Annotated in this window: 15 protein-coding genes, 1 tRNA gene and 2 pseudogenes; 8 read left to right on the top strand and 10 right to left on the bottom strand. The window is 61.7% G+C overall.

The features are described 5' to 3' along the window. Window positions 1-758 (bottom strand): hypothetical protein (locus tag ACGVKB_RS05895; RefSeq protein ID WP_392350340.1); only part of this gene is annotated, 758 nt, incomplete at its 3' end. Window positions 759-760: 2 nt separating this feature from the next. After that, window positions 761-1,537, bottom strand: coding sequence for a sulfotransferase family protein (locus ACGVKB_RS05890; RefSeq protein WP_392350339.1), 777 nt, complete (start codon window positions 1,535-1,537; stop codon window positions 761-763). Between the two features lie 47 nt (window positions 1,538-1,584). Here ACGVKB_RS05890 and ACGVKB_RS05885 point away from each other — a divergent pair, with 47 nt between their 5' ends. Then, on the top strand, window positions 1,585-2,055 hold the full coding sequence (locus ACGVKB_RS05885) for a GNAT family N-acetyltransferase (RefSeq protein ID WP_392350338.1): 471 nt from the start codon (window positions 1,585-1,587) through the stop codon (window positions 2,053-2,055). Here the strand turns inward: ACGVKB_RS05885 and ACGVKB_RS05880 are convergent. The 3 genes from ACGVKB_RS05880 to psbZ all read right to left on the bottom strand — a co-directional run bounded on the left by ACGVKB_RS05880 (window position 2,047) and on the right by psbZ (window position 2,954). After that, a tRNA-Gly gene (locus tag ACGVKB_RS05880) sits at window positions 2,047-2,118 on the bottom strand. The two genes, ACGVKB_RS05885 and ACGVKB_RS05880, sit on opposite strands and share 9 nt — an antisense overlap. 96 nt (window positions 2,119-2,214) lie before the next feature. Beyond that, complete coding sequence (gene ribH / locus ACGVKB_RS05875) at window positions 2,215-2,697, bottom strand: 6,7-dimethyl-8-ribityllumazine synthase (RefSeq protein ID WP_392350337.1); 483 nt, start codon at window positions 2,695-2,697, stop codon at window positions 2,215-2,217. Window positions 2,698-2,765: 68 nt separating this feature from the next. Next, window positions 2,766-2,954: a photosystem II reaction center protein PsbZ gene (gene psbZ / locus ACGVKB_RS05870; protein WP_392350336.1), complete on the bottom strand. Its 189-nt coding sequence runs from the start codon at window positions 2,952-2,954 to the stop codon at window positions 2,766-2,768. A 126-nt stretch (window positions 2,955-3,080) separates the two neighbouring features. Between psbZ and mutS the strand changes: the two genes are divergently transcribed. Continuing rightward, the gene (gene mutS, locus ACGVKB_RS05865) at window positions 3,081-5,825 is read left to right on the top strand and encodes a DNA mismatch repair protein MutS (RefSeq protein ID WP_392350335.1); all 2,745 of its coding nucleotides are present in this window, start codon (window positions 3,081-3,083) and stop codon (window positions 5,823-5,825) included. Between the two features lie 15 nt (window positions 5,826-5,840). Here mutS and uvrB read toward each other — a convergent pair. The 3 genes and pseudogenes from uvrB to ACGVKB_RS05850 all read right to left on the bottom strand — a co-directional run bounded on the left by uvrB (window position 5,841) and on the right by ACGVKB_RS05850 (window position 9,148). Further along, a pseudogene (gene uvrB / locus ACGVKB_RS05860) lies at window positions 5,841-7,879 on the bottom strand (excinuclease ABC subunit UvrB). Between the two features lie 46 nt (window positions 7,880-7,925). Continuing rightward, window positions 7,926-8,336, bottom strand: a complete 411-nt coding sequence (locus tag ACGVKB_RS05855) for a phage holin family protein (RefSeq protein ID WP_392350334.1) — start codon at window positions 8,334-8,336, stop codon at window positions 7,926-7,928. A gap of 38 nt (window positions 8,337-8,374) precedes the next feature. Then, window positions 8,375-9,148 (bottom strand): DUF561 domain-containing protein, encoded by a 774-nt coding sequence (locus tag ACGVKB_RS05850; protein ID WP_392350333.1) that lies wholly within the window; start codon window positions 9,146-9,148, stop codon window positions 8,375-8,377. Between the two features lie 48 nt (window positions 9,149-9,196). Between ACGVKB_RS05850 and tilS the strand changes: the two genes are divergently transcribed. From tilS to ACGVKB_RS05835, 3 genes are all read left to right on the top strand, one after another. Continuing rightward, window positions 9,197-10,273 (top strand): tRNA lysidine(34) synthetase TilS, encoded by a 1,077-nt coding sequence (gene tilS / locus ACGVKB_RS05845; RefSeq protein ID WP_392350332.1) that lies wholly within the window; start codon window positions 9,197-9,199, stop codon window positions 10,271-10,273. Between the two features lie 2 nt (window positions 10,274-10,275). Next, window positions 10,276-11,046: a hypothetical protein gene (locus ACGVKB_RS05840; RefSeq protein WP_392350331.1), complete on the top strand. Its 771-nt coding sequence runs from the start codon at window positions 10,276-10,278 to the stop codon at window positions 11,044-11,046. Window positions 11,047-11,109: 63 nt separating this feature from the next. Further along, entirely contained in the window at window positions 11,110-12,006 is an 897-nt protein-coding gene (locus tag ACGVKB_RS05835) for a sulfotransferase domain-containing protein (RefSeq protein ID WP_392350330.1), read from the top strand. A 1-nt stretch (window position 12,007) separates the two neighbouring features. Here the strand turns inward: ACGVKB_RS05835 and ACGVKB_RS05830 are convergent, their stop codons facing one another. Together ACGVKB_RS05830 and ACGVKB_RS05825 are read right to left on the bottom strand one after the other, a co-directional pair. Further along, the gene (locus ACGVKB_RS05830) at window positions 12,008-12,691 is read right to left on the bottom strand and encodes a sulfotransferase (RefSeq protein WP_392350329.1); all 684 of its coding nucleotides are present in this window, start codon (window positions 12,689-12,691) and stop codon (window positions 12,008-12,010) included. A gap of 82 nt (window positions 12,692-12,773) precedes the next feature. Then, entirely contained in the window at window positions 12,774-13,415 is a 642-nt protein-coding gene (locus ACGVKB_RS05825; RefSeq protein ID WP_392350342.1) for a precorrin-8X methylmutase, read from the bottom strand. Between the two features lie 24 nt (window positions 13,416-13,439). On the opposite strand from ACGVKB_RS05825, the gene holA reads away from it, so the two are divergent. From holA to ACGVKB_RS05810, 3 genes and pseudogenes are all read left to right on the top strand, one after another. Continuing rightward, entirely contained in the window at window positions 13,440-14,405 is a 966-nt protein-coding gene (holA, locus tag ACGVKB_RS05820) for a DNA polymerase III subunit delta (protein WP_392350328.1), read from the top strand. Window positions 14,406-14,467: 62 nt separating this feature from the next. Then, window positions 14,468-16,273 (top strand): aspartate kinase, encoded by a 1,806-nt coding sequence (locus ACGVKB_RS05815; RefSeq protein ID WP_392350341.1) that lies wholly within the window; start codon window positions 14,468-14,470, stop codon window positions 16,271-16,273. Between the two features lie 334 nt (window positions 16,274-16,607). Beyond that, a pseudogene (locus ACGVKB_RS05810) lies at window positions 16,608-17,063 on the top strand (hypothetical protein); the annotation flags it as partial.

Raw genomic sequence — 17,063 nt, 5'->3', positions numbered from 1 at the left:
AGCCGCCTGCGTTGAGCAGCACTTAAAGCAAAGCAGCCACTGTGCGGATTGCTGGCGCGATCGAATGCGATCGTCTGCCCATCCCAGAACTGGCCCTGGGCAACCGATGCAGCTGGCTGTTGGTGCTCCGGAAGCACCGTGCTGTCAATCGGCCCATCGACAAAGAGCCGTGGCTGCACATGGCTCCCTGTCAGCTCATAGCGATGGGGCATCAAGGAGTATTGATGATTCAGCTTCTCGGTGAACCAAAGCATTTTGTCGGCAAACAACTGGTCGTGAATCACCAGATCGTCTTCCAGATACAGCGATAAATCCGCATCACCAGGTGCGTCATCCTTCAGCAGAAACGAACGGGCGGCATGGGGGAGCTGCCGCGGATCCTCCAACGCCACTTGATGAACCTTGATCCGCCGGTCAAAGGCCTTGAGCGTCTCAGCCAGAAAGGCATCTTGAACGACAAAAACGTGGCAATCGACCACCACACCCTGCAGAGATCGCTTTGGGTAACAACGCGATGGTGCTTCAAGCAGGGAATGGTCAGCGATGTTGAGGATCTCTTCGCGAATGCCGCGTGCCAACGCCAACACACCGCCCAAACAACGCGCCAGCGCCAAGGAGCGGAACAGGACCGCGTCGTCTCGAGACGAGCCATAGCCGCTCTCCGCATCCGCCTGAGGTCGACAAAAATGGGGAATGGCCACGCGAACCAGGGCAGGCCGTGCTCGCGGTTCATCCAAAGACGACTGTTGCTCCTTCATGATCACTGGCCTCTCCTGGGCCACGACAGGCCATGGTTCTGCTCGAGATATTGATACGTGGGCTGCAGCTGAATCGCGAGTTTGCCTCGCAGTTCAACCATGCGTTCCTCATCAAGATCGTCGCCATCCCTGGAGCCCACATGGGCCCGTCGGCCCTTCTCGGGAAGGGGGATCTGTTGCAGGCCCAGATGGTGCAGCAGATCAAACCAGACCTGTTCAGGCCGCTCAAACAGATCTTCGCTGCGCCGAACAACGATCTGCTCAGCCCCAAAACACGCCGCAAAGCGTCGTAACTGCAGCTCATAGCGGCTACGGGCCAGATAACTGTGTTCCTGATGGCTGCGATGGCGTCCATCCACAGCTGCCAGCACATCGTCCGCGCCCGCAAGGCGCTCAGACTCCGCCGCCAAGGCCTGCTCCAGTGGCAGGGGTTCCAACCCCAAGCGTTGCGAGTGAAACACCTGGGACAGCGCACGCTCCACCGGATCGCGCAGCAGAACAAGCAAGGTCACATCGGGCAGGAGGGCCTTGATGCGCTGGGGTACCTCCGGATGAAACAGGTAATAGGGCGTGATCTCGCCGCAGCGCTGATCGGCCCGAGCCTCAGCGAACTGCTGGCGATACCAGGCCTCACCCTTTCCGTAATGGAGGCTGAAATAGTGCAGTTCCTTACGCGGAGGCAAGTACACCTGCGGATGCTGCTCCAGCAGCCGCTGCAGGGTGGTGGTGCCACCCTTCTGGACACCGATCCCGAGAAACTCCGGCAGCCGCCCCTGCATTCGACCCCGTCTCGACAACAGCGAAGATAGAGGTCAGCGCATACGCCATGGCTGCCCCGATCCGCCTTGTTCACCATGCCAAAGGCGCACCGGGATTGCGCCTGTTCGGACTCGGACCTGGACTGAGGCCTAGCCGCGGCCTGCTCAAGCTGCATCGCTTGTTCAACCGGCACGCCTTCTGGGCCCAGCACCGCAGCTTCCAGCAGCTGCGGCGGATGCTGGCCGGCAGCACCGTGGTGGTCAGCCTCTGGCGCGGCAAACGCCTGGTGGGCTTCGGGCGGGCCAGCAGCGACGGCATCTACCGGGCCGTGCTCTGGGATGTGGTGGTGGCGGGCGATCTCCAGGGCCGTGGACTCGGCCGGCGCGTGGTGGAGGCCCTGCTGGAATCCCCTGACGTGCAGAAGGCGGAGCGGGTGTATCTGATGACCACCAACAGCTCCGGCTTCTATCAACAGCTCGGATTCAAATCAGCCCAGCCGCAAGAGCTGCTGATTCAGAATCGTTCAACAAGCGGATGAAGAGATTCGAACTCTCGACCCTCTCCTTGGCAAGGAGATGCTCTACCACTGAGCTACATCCGCAGGTCGTCGGTTGGGATGTCTCCCTTGCGACCGAACCAGCATGCACCACAGGGGTGCCTGTGGTCAATCCACCGCACCCCTCAGTCACATCAGGGCTCAAGCCTGCTGCAACACCGCCATCAGGCTGCCCATCTCCAGAGCCTCCAGGCCGTAACTCCAGCCGAGATTGCTCTTGATCCCAGCCCGCTCGAGGGCCTGCTGCATCGTGTCGGTGGTGAGCACCCCAAAGATCACCGGCACGCCGGTGTCCCGAGCCACCGCCGCAATGCCCTTGCTGGCTTCCGACACCACCACATCGAAATGGGGCGTGTCACCACGGATCACCGCACCCAGGGTGATCACCACCTGATAGCGGCCACTGCGGGCCAGCTGCTGGGCCACCAGCGGCAATTCAAAGGAACCCGGCACCCAAGCCACATCGAGCTGCTGGCTCTCAGCCGTGGTGTCGATGCCATGGCGGTGCAGGCAATCCAAACAGCCGCTCAGCAGTTTGGCGGTGACCAGATCATTGAAACGGGCAACCACCACCGCGATGCGTAGTCCCGACGCATCGGTGAAACGTCCTTCGAAGGTGGCCATGGAGGCGGTGCCGACAGCTCAAGCCATCGTGGCACCGCCCAGGGTTGGACTGTCGCGAAATGCCGCGATCAGGCCACAAAGAAGCTCACACCCCAGTTGAGCAGCACCAAAGCCACCCAGACGCCACCACCGACAAGGATCAGACGGTTGGAGCGGCCGACATCCTCGCTGGAGGCGTAGAGCACGGGCACCGCCACGATCAACGCGAAGGACATCACCACCAGGGCCAGCACGGTGAGGGTGTTGATTAACTGCATGGATCAGTGGATCGTCGGGCGATTCTCACACGAGAGGCCGGCGCTGCGCCGACTCCGTCATGGGACTCTTCACACCCTGAAGGCCACGGGCGGGCTCGGTACGATCAGCGCCGCACCACCAGGTCCATGCCCCGGTCGTCTGCTGGCTCCACGGATGAGACCCTGCAGGGCAGCCTGTTCGGCGAGCCGGAACCGGCGCCGAGGGCCACCAATCCTGATGCCAACAGGGATCCCATTGAGGATCCAGGGGAACTGAGCGATGCCGAACTCGGGGCCGATGCCGCCGCGCGCCCCCGCCAACGGGCCGCCGAGGAGACCCCAACACAAAGCGACGCCAGCCAAACGGCCGATCCCAGCGCCACCAACCAGAACGAAACCAACCAGAACGACAAGGACGAACCGGCCTGGAGTCACCACAGCCAGGTGACGCCCGAGCAGCTCACCCCGATGCTGCGCCATTACGTCGAACTCAAACTCGCCCATCCCGAACGGGTGCTGCTGTACCGGCTCGGGGATTTCTTCGAGTGCTTCTTCGAGGACGCGATCACTCTCTCCCGTGAGCTGGAGCTGACCCTCACCGGCAAAGAGGCGGGGAAGGCGATCGGCCGGGTGCCGATGGCGGGCATCCCCCACCACGCCGCCGAGCGCTACTGCAGTGACCTGATCCGCCGCGGCTATTCCGTCGCCCTCTGCGATCAACTCGAAACCACCCCCAGCAAAGGGTCCCTGCTGAAGCGGGACATCACCCGGGTGCTCACCCCCGGCACCGTGCTGGAAGAGGGCATGCTCAGTGCACGGCGCAACAACTGGCTCGCCGCGGTGGTGGTGGAACCGGCCACCCACCAACACCCCTTCCGCTGGGGTTTAGCCCAGGCGGATGTGAGCACCGGTGAAGTGGAGGTGTTGCAACGGGAGGGCAGCGATGCCCTGCACCAGCAGCTGGCCCAGCTCGAGGCCTCCGAACTGCTGTGGAGTGGAGACGACAGCGCACCGGCCTGGTGTCCGGATCGGCTGCGGCTCACCCCGATGGCCAGCACACCCTTCAGCCGCCCGGAAGCGGAAGCCGCCCTGTTGCAGCACTACAACCTGGCCGGGCTTGAGGGTCTCGGTCTGCCGGAGCTGCCCCTGGCCCTGCGGGCCATCGGTGGCCTGCTGCGGTACCTGCGCGACACCCAACCGCTGGAGGACGATGCCCGCGTGCCGCTGGATGTGCCGACGATCGTGCACAACGGCGACGCCCTGGTGCTGGATGCCCAGACCCGCCGCAACCTCGAGCTCACCGCCACCCAACGGGATGGGGTGCTGCCGGGATCCCTGCTGTGGGCGATCGACCGCACCCTCACCGCCATGGGTGGCCGCTGTCTGCGGCGCTGGCTGGAGGCACCACTGATGCAACGCCAGGCGATCGAACAACGCCAGGCGATCGTGACGACCCTGGTGGAGCAACGCAGCCTGCGCCAGGCCCTGCGCCGCCTGTTGCGGCCCATGGGCGATCTCGAACGTTTGGCCGGCCGGGCCGGTGCCGGCCATGCCGGAGCCCGGGACCTGGTGGCCATCGCCGATGGCATCGAACGGCTGCCCAAACTCGCGGCTCAACTGCGGAGTGTGGAAGGCACGATCCAGGGCGGTCCTCCCTGGCTGGACACCCTGCTGCAACCGGAGCAGCCCCTGCTCCAGCTCGCGGACAGCGTGCGCCATGCCCTGATCGACACCCCGCCACTGGCGCTGAGCGAAGGCGGCCTGATCCATGACGGCGTCGACCCCCTGCTCGATGGCCTGCGCAACCAGCTCGATGATCAGGAGGCCTGGCTGGCCCAGCAAGAACAGCAGGAGCGCCGCCTGAGCGGCATCAGCACTCTGCGGCTGCAGTACCACCGCACCTTTGGCTACTTCCTGGCCGTCAGCAAGGCGAAAGCCGCCGCCGTGCCGGAGCACTGGATCCGCCGCCAGACCCTCACCAACGAAGAACGCTTCATCACCCCGGAGCTGAAGGAACGCGAGGGCAAGATCTTTCAGCTGAGAGCCCGTGCCTGCCAACGGGAGTACGAGCTGTTCGTGCAGCTGCGGGAGCAGGTGGGGGCCATGGCGGCTCCAATCCGCGCCGCGGCTCGGGCGGTCGCCGGCCTCGATGCCCTCACCGGCCTGGCCGATGTGGCCGCCACCGGCGGCTACTGCGCTCCAACCCTGAGCGACAGCCGCGAACTCACGCTCAAAGCCGCCCGCCATCCGGTGGTGGAACAGCTGCTGGTGGAACGCCGCTTCACCCCCAATGATGTGGCCCTCGGCCAGGACACCGACCTGGTGGTGCTCACGGGCCCGAACGCCAGCGGCAAGAGCTGTTATCTGCGCCAGATCGGTCTGATCCAACTGATGGCCCAAATCGGAAGCTGGGTGCCGGCCGAAGCGGCCCATGTCGGCATCGCCGATCGGATCTTCACCCGCGTCGGCGCCGTCGATGACCTCGCCGCAGGACAATCCACCTTCATGGTGGAGATGGCCGAGACTGCCAACATCCTTCACCACGCCAGCGACCGCTCATTGGTGCTGCTTGATGAGATCGGCCGAGGCACCGCCACCTTTGATGGCCTCTCGATTGCCTGGGCGGTGAGTGAACATCTCGCCGGCACGCTCCAGAGCCGCAGCGTGTTCGCCACCCACTACCACGAGCTCAATGCCCTCGAGAAGGAGCGGCCGAACGTGGCCAATTTCCAGGTGCTGGTGGAAGAAACCGGCGAGGACCTGCTGTTCCTGCATCAGGTCAGTCCCGGCGGCGCCAGCCGCAGTTACGGCATCGAAGCCGCACGCCTGGCGGGGGTGCCGGCCCCGGTGGTGCAACGGGCCCGGCAGGTGCTGGATCAACTTGTGGCCTGATCAGGCCCCAGGGGATCAGTGGGTGCCGGCCATCTTCTGGCGCAGCTGTTTGACCCGATCGCGGAGGTTGGCGGCCTCTTCGAAATCAAGCTTCTTGGCCGCCTCTTTCATCTTGCTTTCCAACTGATCGATCAGCTCCGGCAAGGCCTCCAGGGCCAGGCCGGCGTCGGGATCGTTCTCCAAGGCCTTGGCGGCTTTGCCCACCACCTCAACGAGATCGGCATCGGGACCGTCCTGCTTGAGCTTCCGCGACAGCTCCAGAAAACTGAGGATCGAATTACTGGCCTTTTTGCCGGCCGCGGTCGGCACGATGCCGTTCTTCTCGTTATGGGTCTGCTGGATCTTGCGCCGCCGCTCGGTTTCCTCGATGGCCTTGGCCATCGACTCGGTCATGTTGTCGGCATAGAGCAGGGCAACCCCTCCACGTGCCGTGCCGCGCGGCCGATGGTCTGAATCAACGACCGTTCCGCCCGTAGGAAACCCTCCTTGTCGGCATCGAGGATCGCCACCAACGACACCTCCGGCAGGTCCAGGCCTTCGCGCAGCAGGTTGACGCCCACGAGGACGTCGTATTCACCCAGCCGCAGGTCCTGAATGATCTCGATCCGTTCAATCGAATGGATTTCGGAGTGGAGATAACGCACCCGCACCTTGTTCTCGGCCAGGTAATCGCTCAGATCTTCCGCCATGCGTTTGGTCAACGTGGTGACCAGCACGCGCTGGTTCTTGGCGGCCCGATCACGGATCTCCCCCAGAAGGTCGTCGACCTGACCGGTGGTGGGCCGCACCTCAACGATCGGATCGAGCACGCCGGTGGGACGGATCACCTGCTCAGCCACCTGACCGCTGCTGACGTCCATCTCCCAATTGCCTGGCGTGGCGGAAACAAACACGGTCTGCTTGGCCTTCTGCCAGAACTCCTCACCCTTCAGGGGGCGGTTGTCCGCGGCGCTGGGCAAACGGAAACCGTGCTCAATCAAGACCTTCTTGCGGGCCTGGTCGCCGTTGTACATCGCCTGCAGCTGAGAACAGGTGACGTGACTCTCATCAACGATCAGCAACCAATCATCGGGGAAATAATCAATCAGACATTCCGGCGGTGTGCCCTCCTCACGTCCGGCCAGATGACGGGCATAGTTCTCAACCCCGTTGCAGTAACCCACCTGCTGCAACATCTCTAAGTCGTATTTGGTGCGCTGCTCCAGCCGCTGGGCTTCGAGCAATTTGCCTTCGCTGTTGAGGAAGTCCAGCCGCTCGTTCATCTCGGTGCGAATCGCCTTGATCGCTGTATCAAGACGATCCTTCGGCGTCACAAAGTGCTTGGCGGGATAGATGTTCACCGCCTCCATGCTCTGCAGGATTTCGCCGGTGGTGGGATCGACATAGCGGATCGCCTCAACCTCATCGCCGAACAGCTCAATTCGCACCAAACGGTCCTCATAGGCCGGACCGATCTCGAGCACATCACCCTTCATCCGAAAGCGGCCACGGGCGATCTCGGTGTCGTTGCGGCTGTACTGGTTGTTCACCAGTTCGCGCAGCTGACCACGAATGTTGAGCGTTTCACCCACCTCAAACTTGACGGCCGCCTTGAGGTACTCACTGGGAATGCCCAGGCCATAAATGCAGCTGATCGAGGCCACGACGATCACATCGCGACGCTCAAACAAGGAGCGGGTTGCCGAGTGGCGCAGCATGTCGATCTCTTCGTTGATCGACGCCGTCTTGGCGATGTAGGTATCGCTGACCGGAACGTAGGCCTCGGGTTGGTAGTAGTCGTAATAGGAAATGAAGTACTCGACAGCGTTCTCGGGAAAGAACTCGCGCAGCTCGTTGCAGAGCTGGGCCGCCAGGGTCTTGTTGTGGGCGAGCACCAGGGCCGGCCGGCCGGTCTTGGCGATCACGTTCGCCATCGTGAACGTCTTGCCCGTGCCGGTCGCACCCAGGAGGGTCTGATACCGCTGCCCTCCGTTGACGCCGTCCACCAACTGGGCAATTGCCGTCGGCTGATCACCCTTCGGGGTGTAGGGCGCCGTCAGGTCGTAAGCGGGCATGACAGAGCAGGGCCGGATGCCGGGTCGATCACGTTAGGGCCAGTCCTCAGGCCAGTGCTGCTCGAATCACTCCCACATCACCCAGACCGAGCACGCGAATGAACACCGCGCTGATCACGCTGTAGGCCACGGCACCGAGGACGGCACTGCTGAGCCCATTCTTCAAACGAAAGCCATCGATCATCGCGGCAGCAAGCGCAAACAACACCACGGTGATCAACCAGTTGAACAGCCAAGTGACCGGCGCGATCAAGCCTCCAAGGCTGACCATCGCCCAGGGCAACGCCAACACCAACTTCAAGGGCACGATCAACACCGTGCCCAACAGACCAATGACAACGGCCGACCAAAGTGCGGCCCGGAAGTTGGCCAGTTCAACCCCGAGCGGCATCGCCGCAACCAGAAGCAAGACCAGGGCTCGAACGGGCCATTGCAACAGCCAGCCGATCAATCCCATGGGAGCTCTGCAGGGTTGAACCCACGCTAGGCCTGGTTTCAGACGCGGCTGGTGACCGCACGACCCAGGGCTTCACGCAGTCCGCGAACCACCGCCACCATCGCCAACTCATCGCTGAGGCGATTCACGGCGGATCCAACACCCACACCGGTGGCACCAGCGGCGATGGCCATCGGCAGGGTGACGGAGGACAGGCCGGAGGCACAAAGCACCGGCACCGCAACGTCAGCAGCCTTCAAGGCCGCACTGATGCTGTGGGCAGCAGCCAAGGTGGGGGCTGCTTTCTCGATCAACCCGAGGCTGCCGGCGCTAAAAGGCTTGGCACTGGTGCCGCCCTCGGTCTGAATCAGATCAGCTCCAGCAGCGACCAGATCCACAGCCAGCTGTTCCTGCTGATCCATGGGCAGCACGTGGGGAACAGTCACGCTCAGCACCACATCGGGCAGCAGGGCACGGGTCTGGCGGGTCAGAGCCAGCACCTCATCGGCACCAAACAAACGGCCTTGGGGATAAAAAGCATCGAAATTACCGATCTCCACCATCACCGCTCCGGCGGCCACGGCGGCGGGGAACAGCTCGGGCTCCACCGACGACACACACACCGGCACACCACCGGACGCCTCAATGGCCAGCTTGACCAGCTCGGGATCACAGGCCACGTCGATCAGATCAGCGCCGCCATGACCGGCGGCACGGGCAACGCGAGCCACGCTGGCCGCGTCAAAATTCATCAGGCCGGCAATCACCTTGAGAGTGCGACGCTCAACCAGGCTCTGCTGAAGCGCAGCAGGCAGCTGTTGAAGACGGGTCATGGTGGTGGACAACGATGTTCTCAGTCTCCCATCGGAGGGGTGACAGCCATGGACGGGCGGGGCTGGAGTCGATGGCATCACCGCATGCACCGGCAGCTGCTGGATCAGCCCGAGCTGTTGCCAGCCCATCGCCGGCTGCTGTTGGCCATCTCCGGCGGACAGGACTCGATGGCCCTGCTGCGACTGCTGCTGGATCTGCGCCACCTCCACCACTGGGAGCTCCACCTCTGGCATGGGGACCATCGTTGGCATTCGGACTCTGGACAGATCGCCAGGGACCTGAACACCTGGTGCCAACAGCAGGGCCTCGCCTTAATCGTGAGCCAGGCAGAGCCCGGACAAGCCAGCACGGAACGCACAGCGCGGGACTGGCGATACAGCGAACTGCAGAACCACTGCACACGCCTGAACTGCGACGCCGTGACGGCGCACACCGCCAGTGATCGCGCTGAAACCATGTTGATCAACCTGGCCCGCGGCAGTGACCTCGCCGGCATCAGCAGCCTCCCCACCCAGCGGGCGCTCACGGCGGAACAACCCAACGGCCCGCTGCTGCTCCGACCCCTACTGCAGTTCAGCCGCCGGGAGACCGCTGCGATCTGCGCCGAGCTGCAGCAGCCGATCTGGCTGGACCCCAGCAACGCCAGCCCAATCCACGCCCGCAATCGCATCCGCCACAGCGTCATGCCGGTGCTGGAGGAGCTGCATCCCGGCTGCAGCGCTCGCATGGCTGCGACGGCGGAGCGCCTGTCCCATCAGGCCGGCATCCGCAGCGAACTCACCGAGCTGGCCTTGCAACAACTAAGTCGCGAAGGCGGCCTGGACCTCCGAACACTTGGACAACTCTCGATCGCAAGCCGACAACTGCTCCTGACCCACTGGTTCCAGACCAACGGTGTGCCCATGGTCAGCTCAGAACAACTTCTGCAACTGAGTCGACGCCTCGGCCCAGGGCAACCGGCGGGCCAGGCCAACCTCAGCCAGGGCTGGAGGCTGACTTGGCGGAACGGAACAATCACACTGGACCATGGGCAACCACCACCGGCCGTAGGACAGGCCTCCCAGGGCGGGCCGATGACATCGGAACCCACCCATCAATGCGACTCTGCCGGCAAGACTGACTGACGATGATCATCTCCAAGGCCAACCAGTTTGCATTCATCAAAGGAAGAAAAGTCGCTGGAACGAGCGTTGAAGTGGGCCTGAGCACACTCTGTACAGCGCATGACATCCTGACGCCAATCACACCCATCGACGAACTACTTCGCCTGAAAACGACGGGGTTAATGGCACAAAATTACGGGGCTGACACAAAAAAAGTAGCGCGCTATCGCAAAACCCTGATGGCCACTGAACAACAAACAGAGCTGGATTGGTCCTCAATTCGCAAGCCCCGGGGGAGCTATGCAGGGCACATGAGCTTTACCGCAATGGAGGAGACCTTCGGCGGATTCAACACAGATTGGACAATTATTGCCATCACCCGCTGCCCCTACGAGCAGGCCCTGTCGCGGATCAAACATGCCGCCAGCAAGGAAGCTGTTCAACAACGCAGCACAGACTCCCTGGATTCCAGCAGCCCGTTATTCCAACAAGCCAAGGACAGATTTCTCGAAAAAGCAAAGAATCACGCCATTCGAACCAACATCGACCTCTACAAAGACGCCCAAGCCAAGCTGCGTCCAACCTTTTACCTGCGCTACGAACGACTGAACCATGACTACGAAATTTTGATGCACAAGCTCGGCCAGACCACGGTCGAGCCGCTTCCGCACCTGAAGAAGACCAACACCACCACCAAAACCTTGCCACAACAGTTATTCAATTCCGACGAAATCAAGATCATCAACAGTTGCTTTGCCGAAGAATTTGAACAATTCGGCTATACCCAGCTCTAAAAGCGCTCAGGCGATGACAATCGACTGCGATGACTGGGGTAAAATGGCTAAAAGCCTGCCCTGATGACGAAAACCTTTATCCTCGGCGTCGGCGCGCAAAAAGGCGGAACCACCTGGCTCCATCGCCAATTGAACAGCAATACCAATGTCGACTTTGGTTTTCGCAAGGAGTATCACGTCTTCGATGCCATTGAAGACTACGAAGAGCTCAAAATAGGGAAAAATCCAAAGAACGGATTCCGAGAGAAAAGAATCAACAAAATCCTAAATGCCAACAAGAGGGGCACACTTGGGAGAAATCTTGGCATCGGTCGAAAGCGATCAAACAATACCGCCTTGGAGCTGGCCTTCATCGACAACGTTGACCATTATTTTGACTATTTTGACTACCTCTACCTCAAAAACCCAGAGGTTGATGCCGTTGGCGACATCACACCCAATTACGCCTTACTGCAAAGCAAAACATACCAATTAATTCGCCAAGGCTTGGAGCAACGGGGCTTCAACGTCAAAGTCTTCTTTTTGATGCGCGACCCCGTCGAGCGCGTGTGGTCGCTCGCGCGAATGAAAGAACGCAACATGAACGACGACAAAAAAAGCCAATTCAACGAATTCAAATTCGTTGAAAAAGCAACACTGAATGGCTTCACCAGTTACAAGTCACAGTACGAAAAAACAATCAAACAGCTCGAGCAAGTCTTCGACAAAACCCAAATTCATTACGGCTTCTACGAGAACCTTTTCGAACCAGATAATTACCATCAAATCAAGATGTTCTTGGACATTCCACTCAAACCCTTCGACTCCTCCCAGGTCTTCAATGCTTCGCCAAAAAGCAGCTCCTTACCCGCCGAACTCAATCAAAAGCTTGTTCAGCATTTCAAAGCCACCTACAACTTCATCGCCGACAGACATGGAGATGTAGCCACGAAACTATGGCAGGGGTACCAGGTGTTGTAATTCAGGCCTGCATGTAGCCGCCAGGTTGAATCTGGTCCACGGCAGCACGGAGGCTTTGCTCATCACTGCGCAGGTCGATGAAACTGGCCATGTCCGCCACAAAAGCAGTTGGGTCAAGCACGGCTTTTTCGTAGCTACAGAGAAACGTCGGACGGTTAAATTTATGAATCTGCTCAATATTTTTAAGCTGCCAATTCAAATGCTGCTTGATCACGCGCGTCGGCAATTGGGCTTTGCCTTCCTTTTGCACGCGCTTGCGCGACAACGGCCGCAACGACGACGCCACTGGATCTCTCAGCACGCAGATCAGCTGCGGGTTCCTCAGCTGTTTAATAATCAAGGGCAGGTAAAGATGGGCACGTGGATATTTCCACCCCCAAACATCACGCTTGGCATTGCGTCGGTTAATCGCACGTAGCAATCCCCGAGCCATCAACTTCGGATCCTCTTTCACAGCATCCGACATTTTGTCGTAATTAAATTCATCATCTTCATAATTCGAGGGCAACCCCGAGCCCATCGAAACGCCCAACTGTTCAGCGACCCGGGCCACCATGGTGGTGCCACCACGGGGCACACCAAAGATAATGAACGTTTTCTGATTCTGATCAACAGCAGCCGCGTCGGAGTCGCTCGTTAGACCACGCAGATACAGAGAGGAGGAAAACTTTTCAAAATCCTGCATGCGCTATCTACATTTCAACCTGATGAAGCGATCATACACCGGGCTTTGTTGTCATCAAAGCTGTCAACATTCACCTTCCATATCATTCAGGTGGCATCACTGCGGCGCGTAGCAGTGCATTCACCGCCGCACCCACCAAACCGGCTCCACCGCGGGTTCCCTCGAGACGAATGTGGCACTGCTCACTCTCCGCAACACGAGCTTTGCTCGCCAGAACCCCGATGAAACCCACCGGCATCGCGATGATCAGGCTTGCGGGTCGCGCCCCTGCATCGATGCGATCCAGCAACCGCTCTAACGCCGTGGGAGCACTGCCGATCAACACCACGGGCGCCGGACCTGACCCGTTGTCGCTCAACGACGACCACGCCCGCTGGATGCCCTCAGCCGTCCGGGTGGATCCCTGCGGCGCCTGATCCGGAGCCCACTCCAACACCGTCCGCACCGTGGTGCCCAGGGTGCGACGCGCCATCGGGGCCACCGCCGCCGCGGCCATCGCCGTGTCCGTCAGGATCGGGGCTCCCAGCCGCAACGCCGCCAAACCGGCCTCGCAGGCGCCGGGACTGAACCGCAGCAAGGCACCGATGCCGAGGTCACCGCTGCTGTGGACCAGCCGTTCCAAGACCTGCTGCTGGAGTGGGTCCAACCCCGTCTCTCCCAGCTCAGCCCGGATCAGCCGGATGCTGTCGCTGAAGATTGGATGATCAAGAGCCATACCTGGCATCATCAGCGAACGCTCCGAGCGGTGATGCCAATTCATCTGATCTGGGGAGATGACGCCGCCGCGAGGGATCGCGCCATCGACGCCTTGATCAACGCCAAACTCGATCCCAGCTGGAGCAGCATCAACCTCAGCCGCCTGGATGGAGCTGAGAGTGGTCAAGCTGATCAGGCCTTGGAAGAGGCCCGTACGCCTCCCTTCGGCACGGGCGATCGGGTGGTGTTGCTGCAACGCAGCCCGTTCTGCAACAACTGCCCCAGCGAATTGGCCGATCGCTTTGAAGCGGCCCTGGATCTCATCCCCACCAACAGCCATCTGCTGCTGGTGAATCCAGCGAAGCCCGACGGTCGGCTGCGCACCAGCAAAGCCCTGCAGAAACGGATCAAACAGGGCTTGGCGGAGGAACAACGTTTCCCGTTGCCCGCCATCTGGGATGGGGCGGGGCAGCGACAACTGGTGCAGCAAACCGCGGAAGCCCTGGGCCTGACCGTGCAGCCAGAGGCCATCGATGCCCTGGTCGATGCGATCGGCACCGACAGCGCCCGACTCGAATCCGAACTGCGCAAACTCGCCCTGCGCAGCACAACCATCAGCGCCGAGCTCGTGCATGCCCTGGTGGGTGGTCGCGCCACGAATGCACTCGCCGTTGGCGATGCCTTGCTCGACGGTGACCCCGGCGAAGCCGTCGCCCGTTGGGATGCTCTGATCGACGCCGGCGAACCGGCGCTGCGGATCGTGGCCACTCTGACCGGGCAAATCCGCGGCTGGCTGTGGGTGAGCCTGCTCGAAGCCGACGGAGAACGGGATGTGGCGGTCATTGCCAAAGCCGCTGGCATCGGCAACCCCAAGCGGATTTATGTGATGCGCAAACAATTGCAGGGACGCCAACCCAAGCGTTTTCTCTCCCTACTGAGCCGCCTGCTGGACGTGGAAGCGCGGCTCAAATTGGGCGCCCAACCCGGTGATGCCTTTCGCGACGGGCTGCTGGGCTGAACAACGCCCAGGGCCAGCGATCCGACCAGGTGAGAAAATCCAGCGTTGCTCAGACCTGGCGCATGGCTCTGTTGGTGCAGAAATTCGGTGGCACCTCGGTCGGAAGCGCCGAACGCATCCAGGCCGTCGCCCGCCGGATTGCCGCCGCCAAAGAAGACGGCCATGACCTGGTGATCGTGGTCTCCGCCATGGGCCACACCACCGATGAGCTGACCAGCCTGGCCGCCGCGGTGAACGCCCAACCGCCGCAACGGGAGATGGACATGCTCCTCGCCAGCGGTGAGCAGGTGTCGATCTCCGTGCTGGCGATGGCGCTGCATGGCCTGGGGATCCCGGCGGTCTCAATGACCGGTCCCCAGGTGGGAATCGTCACGGAATCGACCCACGGCCGGGCCCGCATCCTCAGCATCCGTACGGATCGCGTGAAATCCCGGCTGGCCGAAGGCCAAGTTGTTGTCGTGGCGGGCTTTCAAGGCACCAGCACAGGGCCCGACGGCACCGCTGAAATCACAACCCTCGGACGCGGCGGCTCGGATACGTCCGCCGTTGCCCTCGCCGCCGCCCTCGGCGCTGAGGCCTGTGAGATCTACACCGATGTACCCGGTGTCTTGACCACCGACCCCCGCAAGGTCACCGATGCCCAGCTGATGGATCAGGTGAGTTGCGACGAAATGCTGGAACTGGCCAGCCTCGGCGCATCCGTCCTCCATCCCCGCGCGGTTGAAATTGCGCGGAACTACGGCGTGCCGTTGGTGGTCCGCTCCAGCTGGAGTGATGCGCCCGGCACCCGGCTCACCAGCCGCAGCCGCCGACCGATCGGTCGCGATGGGCTCGAACTCGGCAGCCCGGTGGACAGCGTCGAGGAAGTCGATCAACAGGCCGTGATCGCGCTGTCACACATCCCCGATCAACCGGGCATCGCCGCACGACTGTTCGAAGCGTTATCCGCAGCCGACATCAATGTGGACCTGATCATTCAGGCCACCCACGAAGGCAGCAGTAACGACATCACCTTCACCGTCGCGGAAGCGGATCTCGAACAGGCCCGCACCGTGAGCCGCAGCGTTCTGGACAGCCTGGGCGGAGACTTAGCCGCCGAAGGTGGCATGACCAAGCTCAGCATCGGCGGAGCCGGGATCATGGGCCGCCCGGGGATCGCCGCTCTGCTGTTCAACTGCCTGAGCCAACAGGGCATCAACCTGAGGTTGATCGCCACCAGCGAAGTGAAAGTGAGCTGTGTGATCGACTCCAGCCATGGCAGCAAAGCGCTGCAAGCCGTTCGCCAGGCCTTTGAAGTCAGTGATGGCCAGGTGCATCTGAATCCTGTGGTGGAAGACACCGGCGCACCGGAAGTCCGGGGTGTGGCCCTCGACCGTGACCAGGCCCAACTCACCGTGCGCCATGTCCCCGATCGACCGGGGACGGCCGCCGCCCTCTGCACCGCGCTGGCCGATGCCACCATCAGCCTGGACGCCATCGTTCAATCGGAGCGACAGCACGGTGACGGCAGCCGCGACATCAGCTTCATCCTGCGCAAGGACGATCGTGCCCGCGCCGATGTGGCCCTGGCCCCCCTGCTGGCGCAATGGCCTGGAGCAGCCCTGGAGGATGGCCCCAGCATTGCCCGCGTCAGCGCCGTTGGAGCTGGCATGCCCTGCACAGCGGGCACGGCCGGTCGAATGTTCCGGGCCCTCGCCGATGCCGACATCAACATCGCTCTGATCGCCACCAGCGAGATCCGCACCAGCTGCGTCGTACCGGAAGAGAACGGCGTGGCAGCACTCCAGGCCGTCCATGCCGGCTTCCAACTCGGTGGCCAAGAACGCCATACCGCCAAAGGAACCGCGTCCCCCCTCGACCAGGCCTAACTGGCCCTGCAGCGGAGCCAGCGGGAGCGCCTCACCATCAATCAGACAAAAAGAAGCCCCCGCCGAAGGCAGGGGCTCTAAAACGCAACTCGGGAGTGTGACCTTGTTTCCACCCCGTGAGGCGTTTTTCCTCACGACCAAACAATAAACGAGCTGGTGGCCTTTCGTCAGTGTTGCAACCCAGCAACTGGCCATCGCAACGCAGCCCACTCCAGATCAAATGGGTGGCGGCAGAATCACCGAAACCCGTTGGTATGACTAATTTTATCCCTGAAAAGTTACCTTGTGGATTCCGCGAACTGGCGATACAACGGAGTCACAGTGCTCCATTCTTTTGGACCGGGACTTCCAGACGCGTTACCAGCAAGCCGAACAGGCTTACGGCAACGAGCGCTACTCCGACGCCCATGCCATCGCGATGGGGCTGCTGTCGGAACTGGAGGAGACCACACCAGAGGATTCCGGCAATGCGGCGGCCTGGTACGGATGGCGCAGCTTTGTGACCCTGCTGCTCGGCCACATCAGCCTTCACGGCCTTGAGCAACCGGAACAAGCCAGGCGCTTCTACGCGTTGGTGCTCGAGAGCCAACCACCCGACATCCAGGCGCAACTGGCACAACAGGGCCTCGAGCGCTCCCGTGCTGCCAGCCGCCCAGAAGCACGCAACGACGATGCTCCCGTGGAGACGGTTGAAGACACCCAACCCGCAGCCACCCCAGCGGCGGCCTTACCTGATCTGCTGAAAGATCCGTTTCTTCTGGGCGATGCTCCAAGCGGTTCTGCCCCCGCA

Origin of the sequence: Parasynechococcus sp., from assembly GCF_042954325.1 — a bacterium.
Classification (GTDB): Bacteria; Cyanobacteriota; Cyanobacteriia; order PCC-6307; family Cyanobiaceae; genus Parasynechococcus.
The sequence above is the reverse complement of the archived record's forward strand: the minus strand, read 5'-3'. Positions and strand labels throughout refer to the sequence as shown.

Excerpts from the sequence above, each read along its gene's own strand:
- ACGVKB_RS05815 (WP_392350341.1), top strand. The coding sequence starts at position 14,468 with ATGGCTCTGTTGGTGCAGAAATTCGGTGGCACCTCGGTCGGAAGCGCC.
- psbZ (WP_392350336.1), bottom strand. The coding sequence starts at position 2,954 with ATGCAGTTAATCAACACCCTCACCGTGCTGGCCCTGGTGGTGATGTCC.
- ribH (WP_392350337.1), bottom strand. The coding sequence starts at position 2,697 with ATGGCCACCTTCGAAGGACGTTTCACCGATGCGTCGGGACTACGCATC.
- ACGVKB_RS05850 (WP_392350333.1), bottom strand. The coding sequence starts at position 9,148 with ATGACCCGTCTTCAACAGCTGCCTGCTGCGCTTCAGCAGAGCCTGGTT.
- tilS (WP_392350332.1), top strand. The coding sequence starts at position 9,197 with ATGGACGGGCGGGGCTGGAGTCGATGGCATCACCGCATGCACCGGCAG.
- ACGVKB_RS05825 (WP_392350342.1), bottom strand. The coding sequence starts at position 13,415 with ATGCCAGGTATGGCTCTTGATCATCCAATCTTCAGCGACAGCATCCGG.
- ACGVKB_RS05830 (WP_392350329.1), bottom strand. The coding sequence starts at position 12,691 with ATGCAGGATTTTGAAAAGTTTTCCTCCTCTCTGTATCTGCGTGGTCTA.
- mutS (WP_392350335.1), top strand. The coding sequence starts at position 3,081 with ATGCCCCGGTCGTCTGCTGGCTCCACGGATGAGACCCTGCAGGGCAGC.
- ACGVKB_RS05885 (WP_392350338.1), top strand. The coding sequence starts at position 1,585 with ATGGCTGCCCCGATCCGCCTTGTTCACCATGCCAAAGGCGCACCGGGA.
- ACGVKB_RS05840 (WP_392350331.1), top strand. The coding sequence starts at position 10,276 with ATGATCATCTCCAAGGCCAACCAGTTTGCATTCATCAAAGGAAGAAAA.
- ACGVKB_RS05890 (WP_392350339.1), bottom strand. The coding sequence starts at position 1,537 with ATGCAGGGGCGGCTGCCGGAGTTTCTCGGGATCGGTGTCCAGAAGGGT.
- ACGVKB_RS05855 (WP_392350334.1), bottom strand. The coding sequence starts at position 8,336 with ATGGGATTGATCGGCTGGCTGTTGCAATGGCCCGTTCGAGCCCTGGTC.
- ACGVKB_RS05835 (WP_392350330.1), top strand. The coding sequence starts at position 11,110 with ATGACGAAAACCTTTATCCTCGGCGTCGGCGCGCAAAAAGGCGGAACC.
- holA (WP_392350328.1), top strand. The coding sequence starts at position 13,440 with ATGCCAATTCATCTGATCTGGGGAGATGACGCCGCCGCGAGGGATCGC.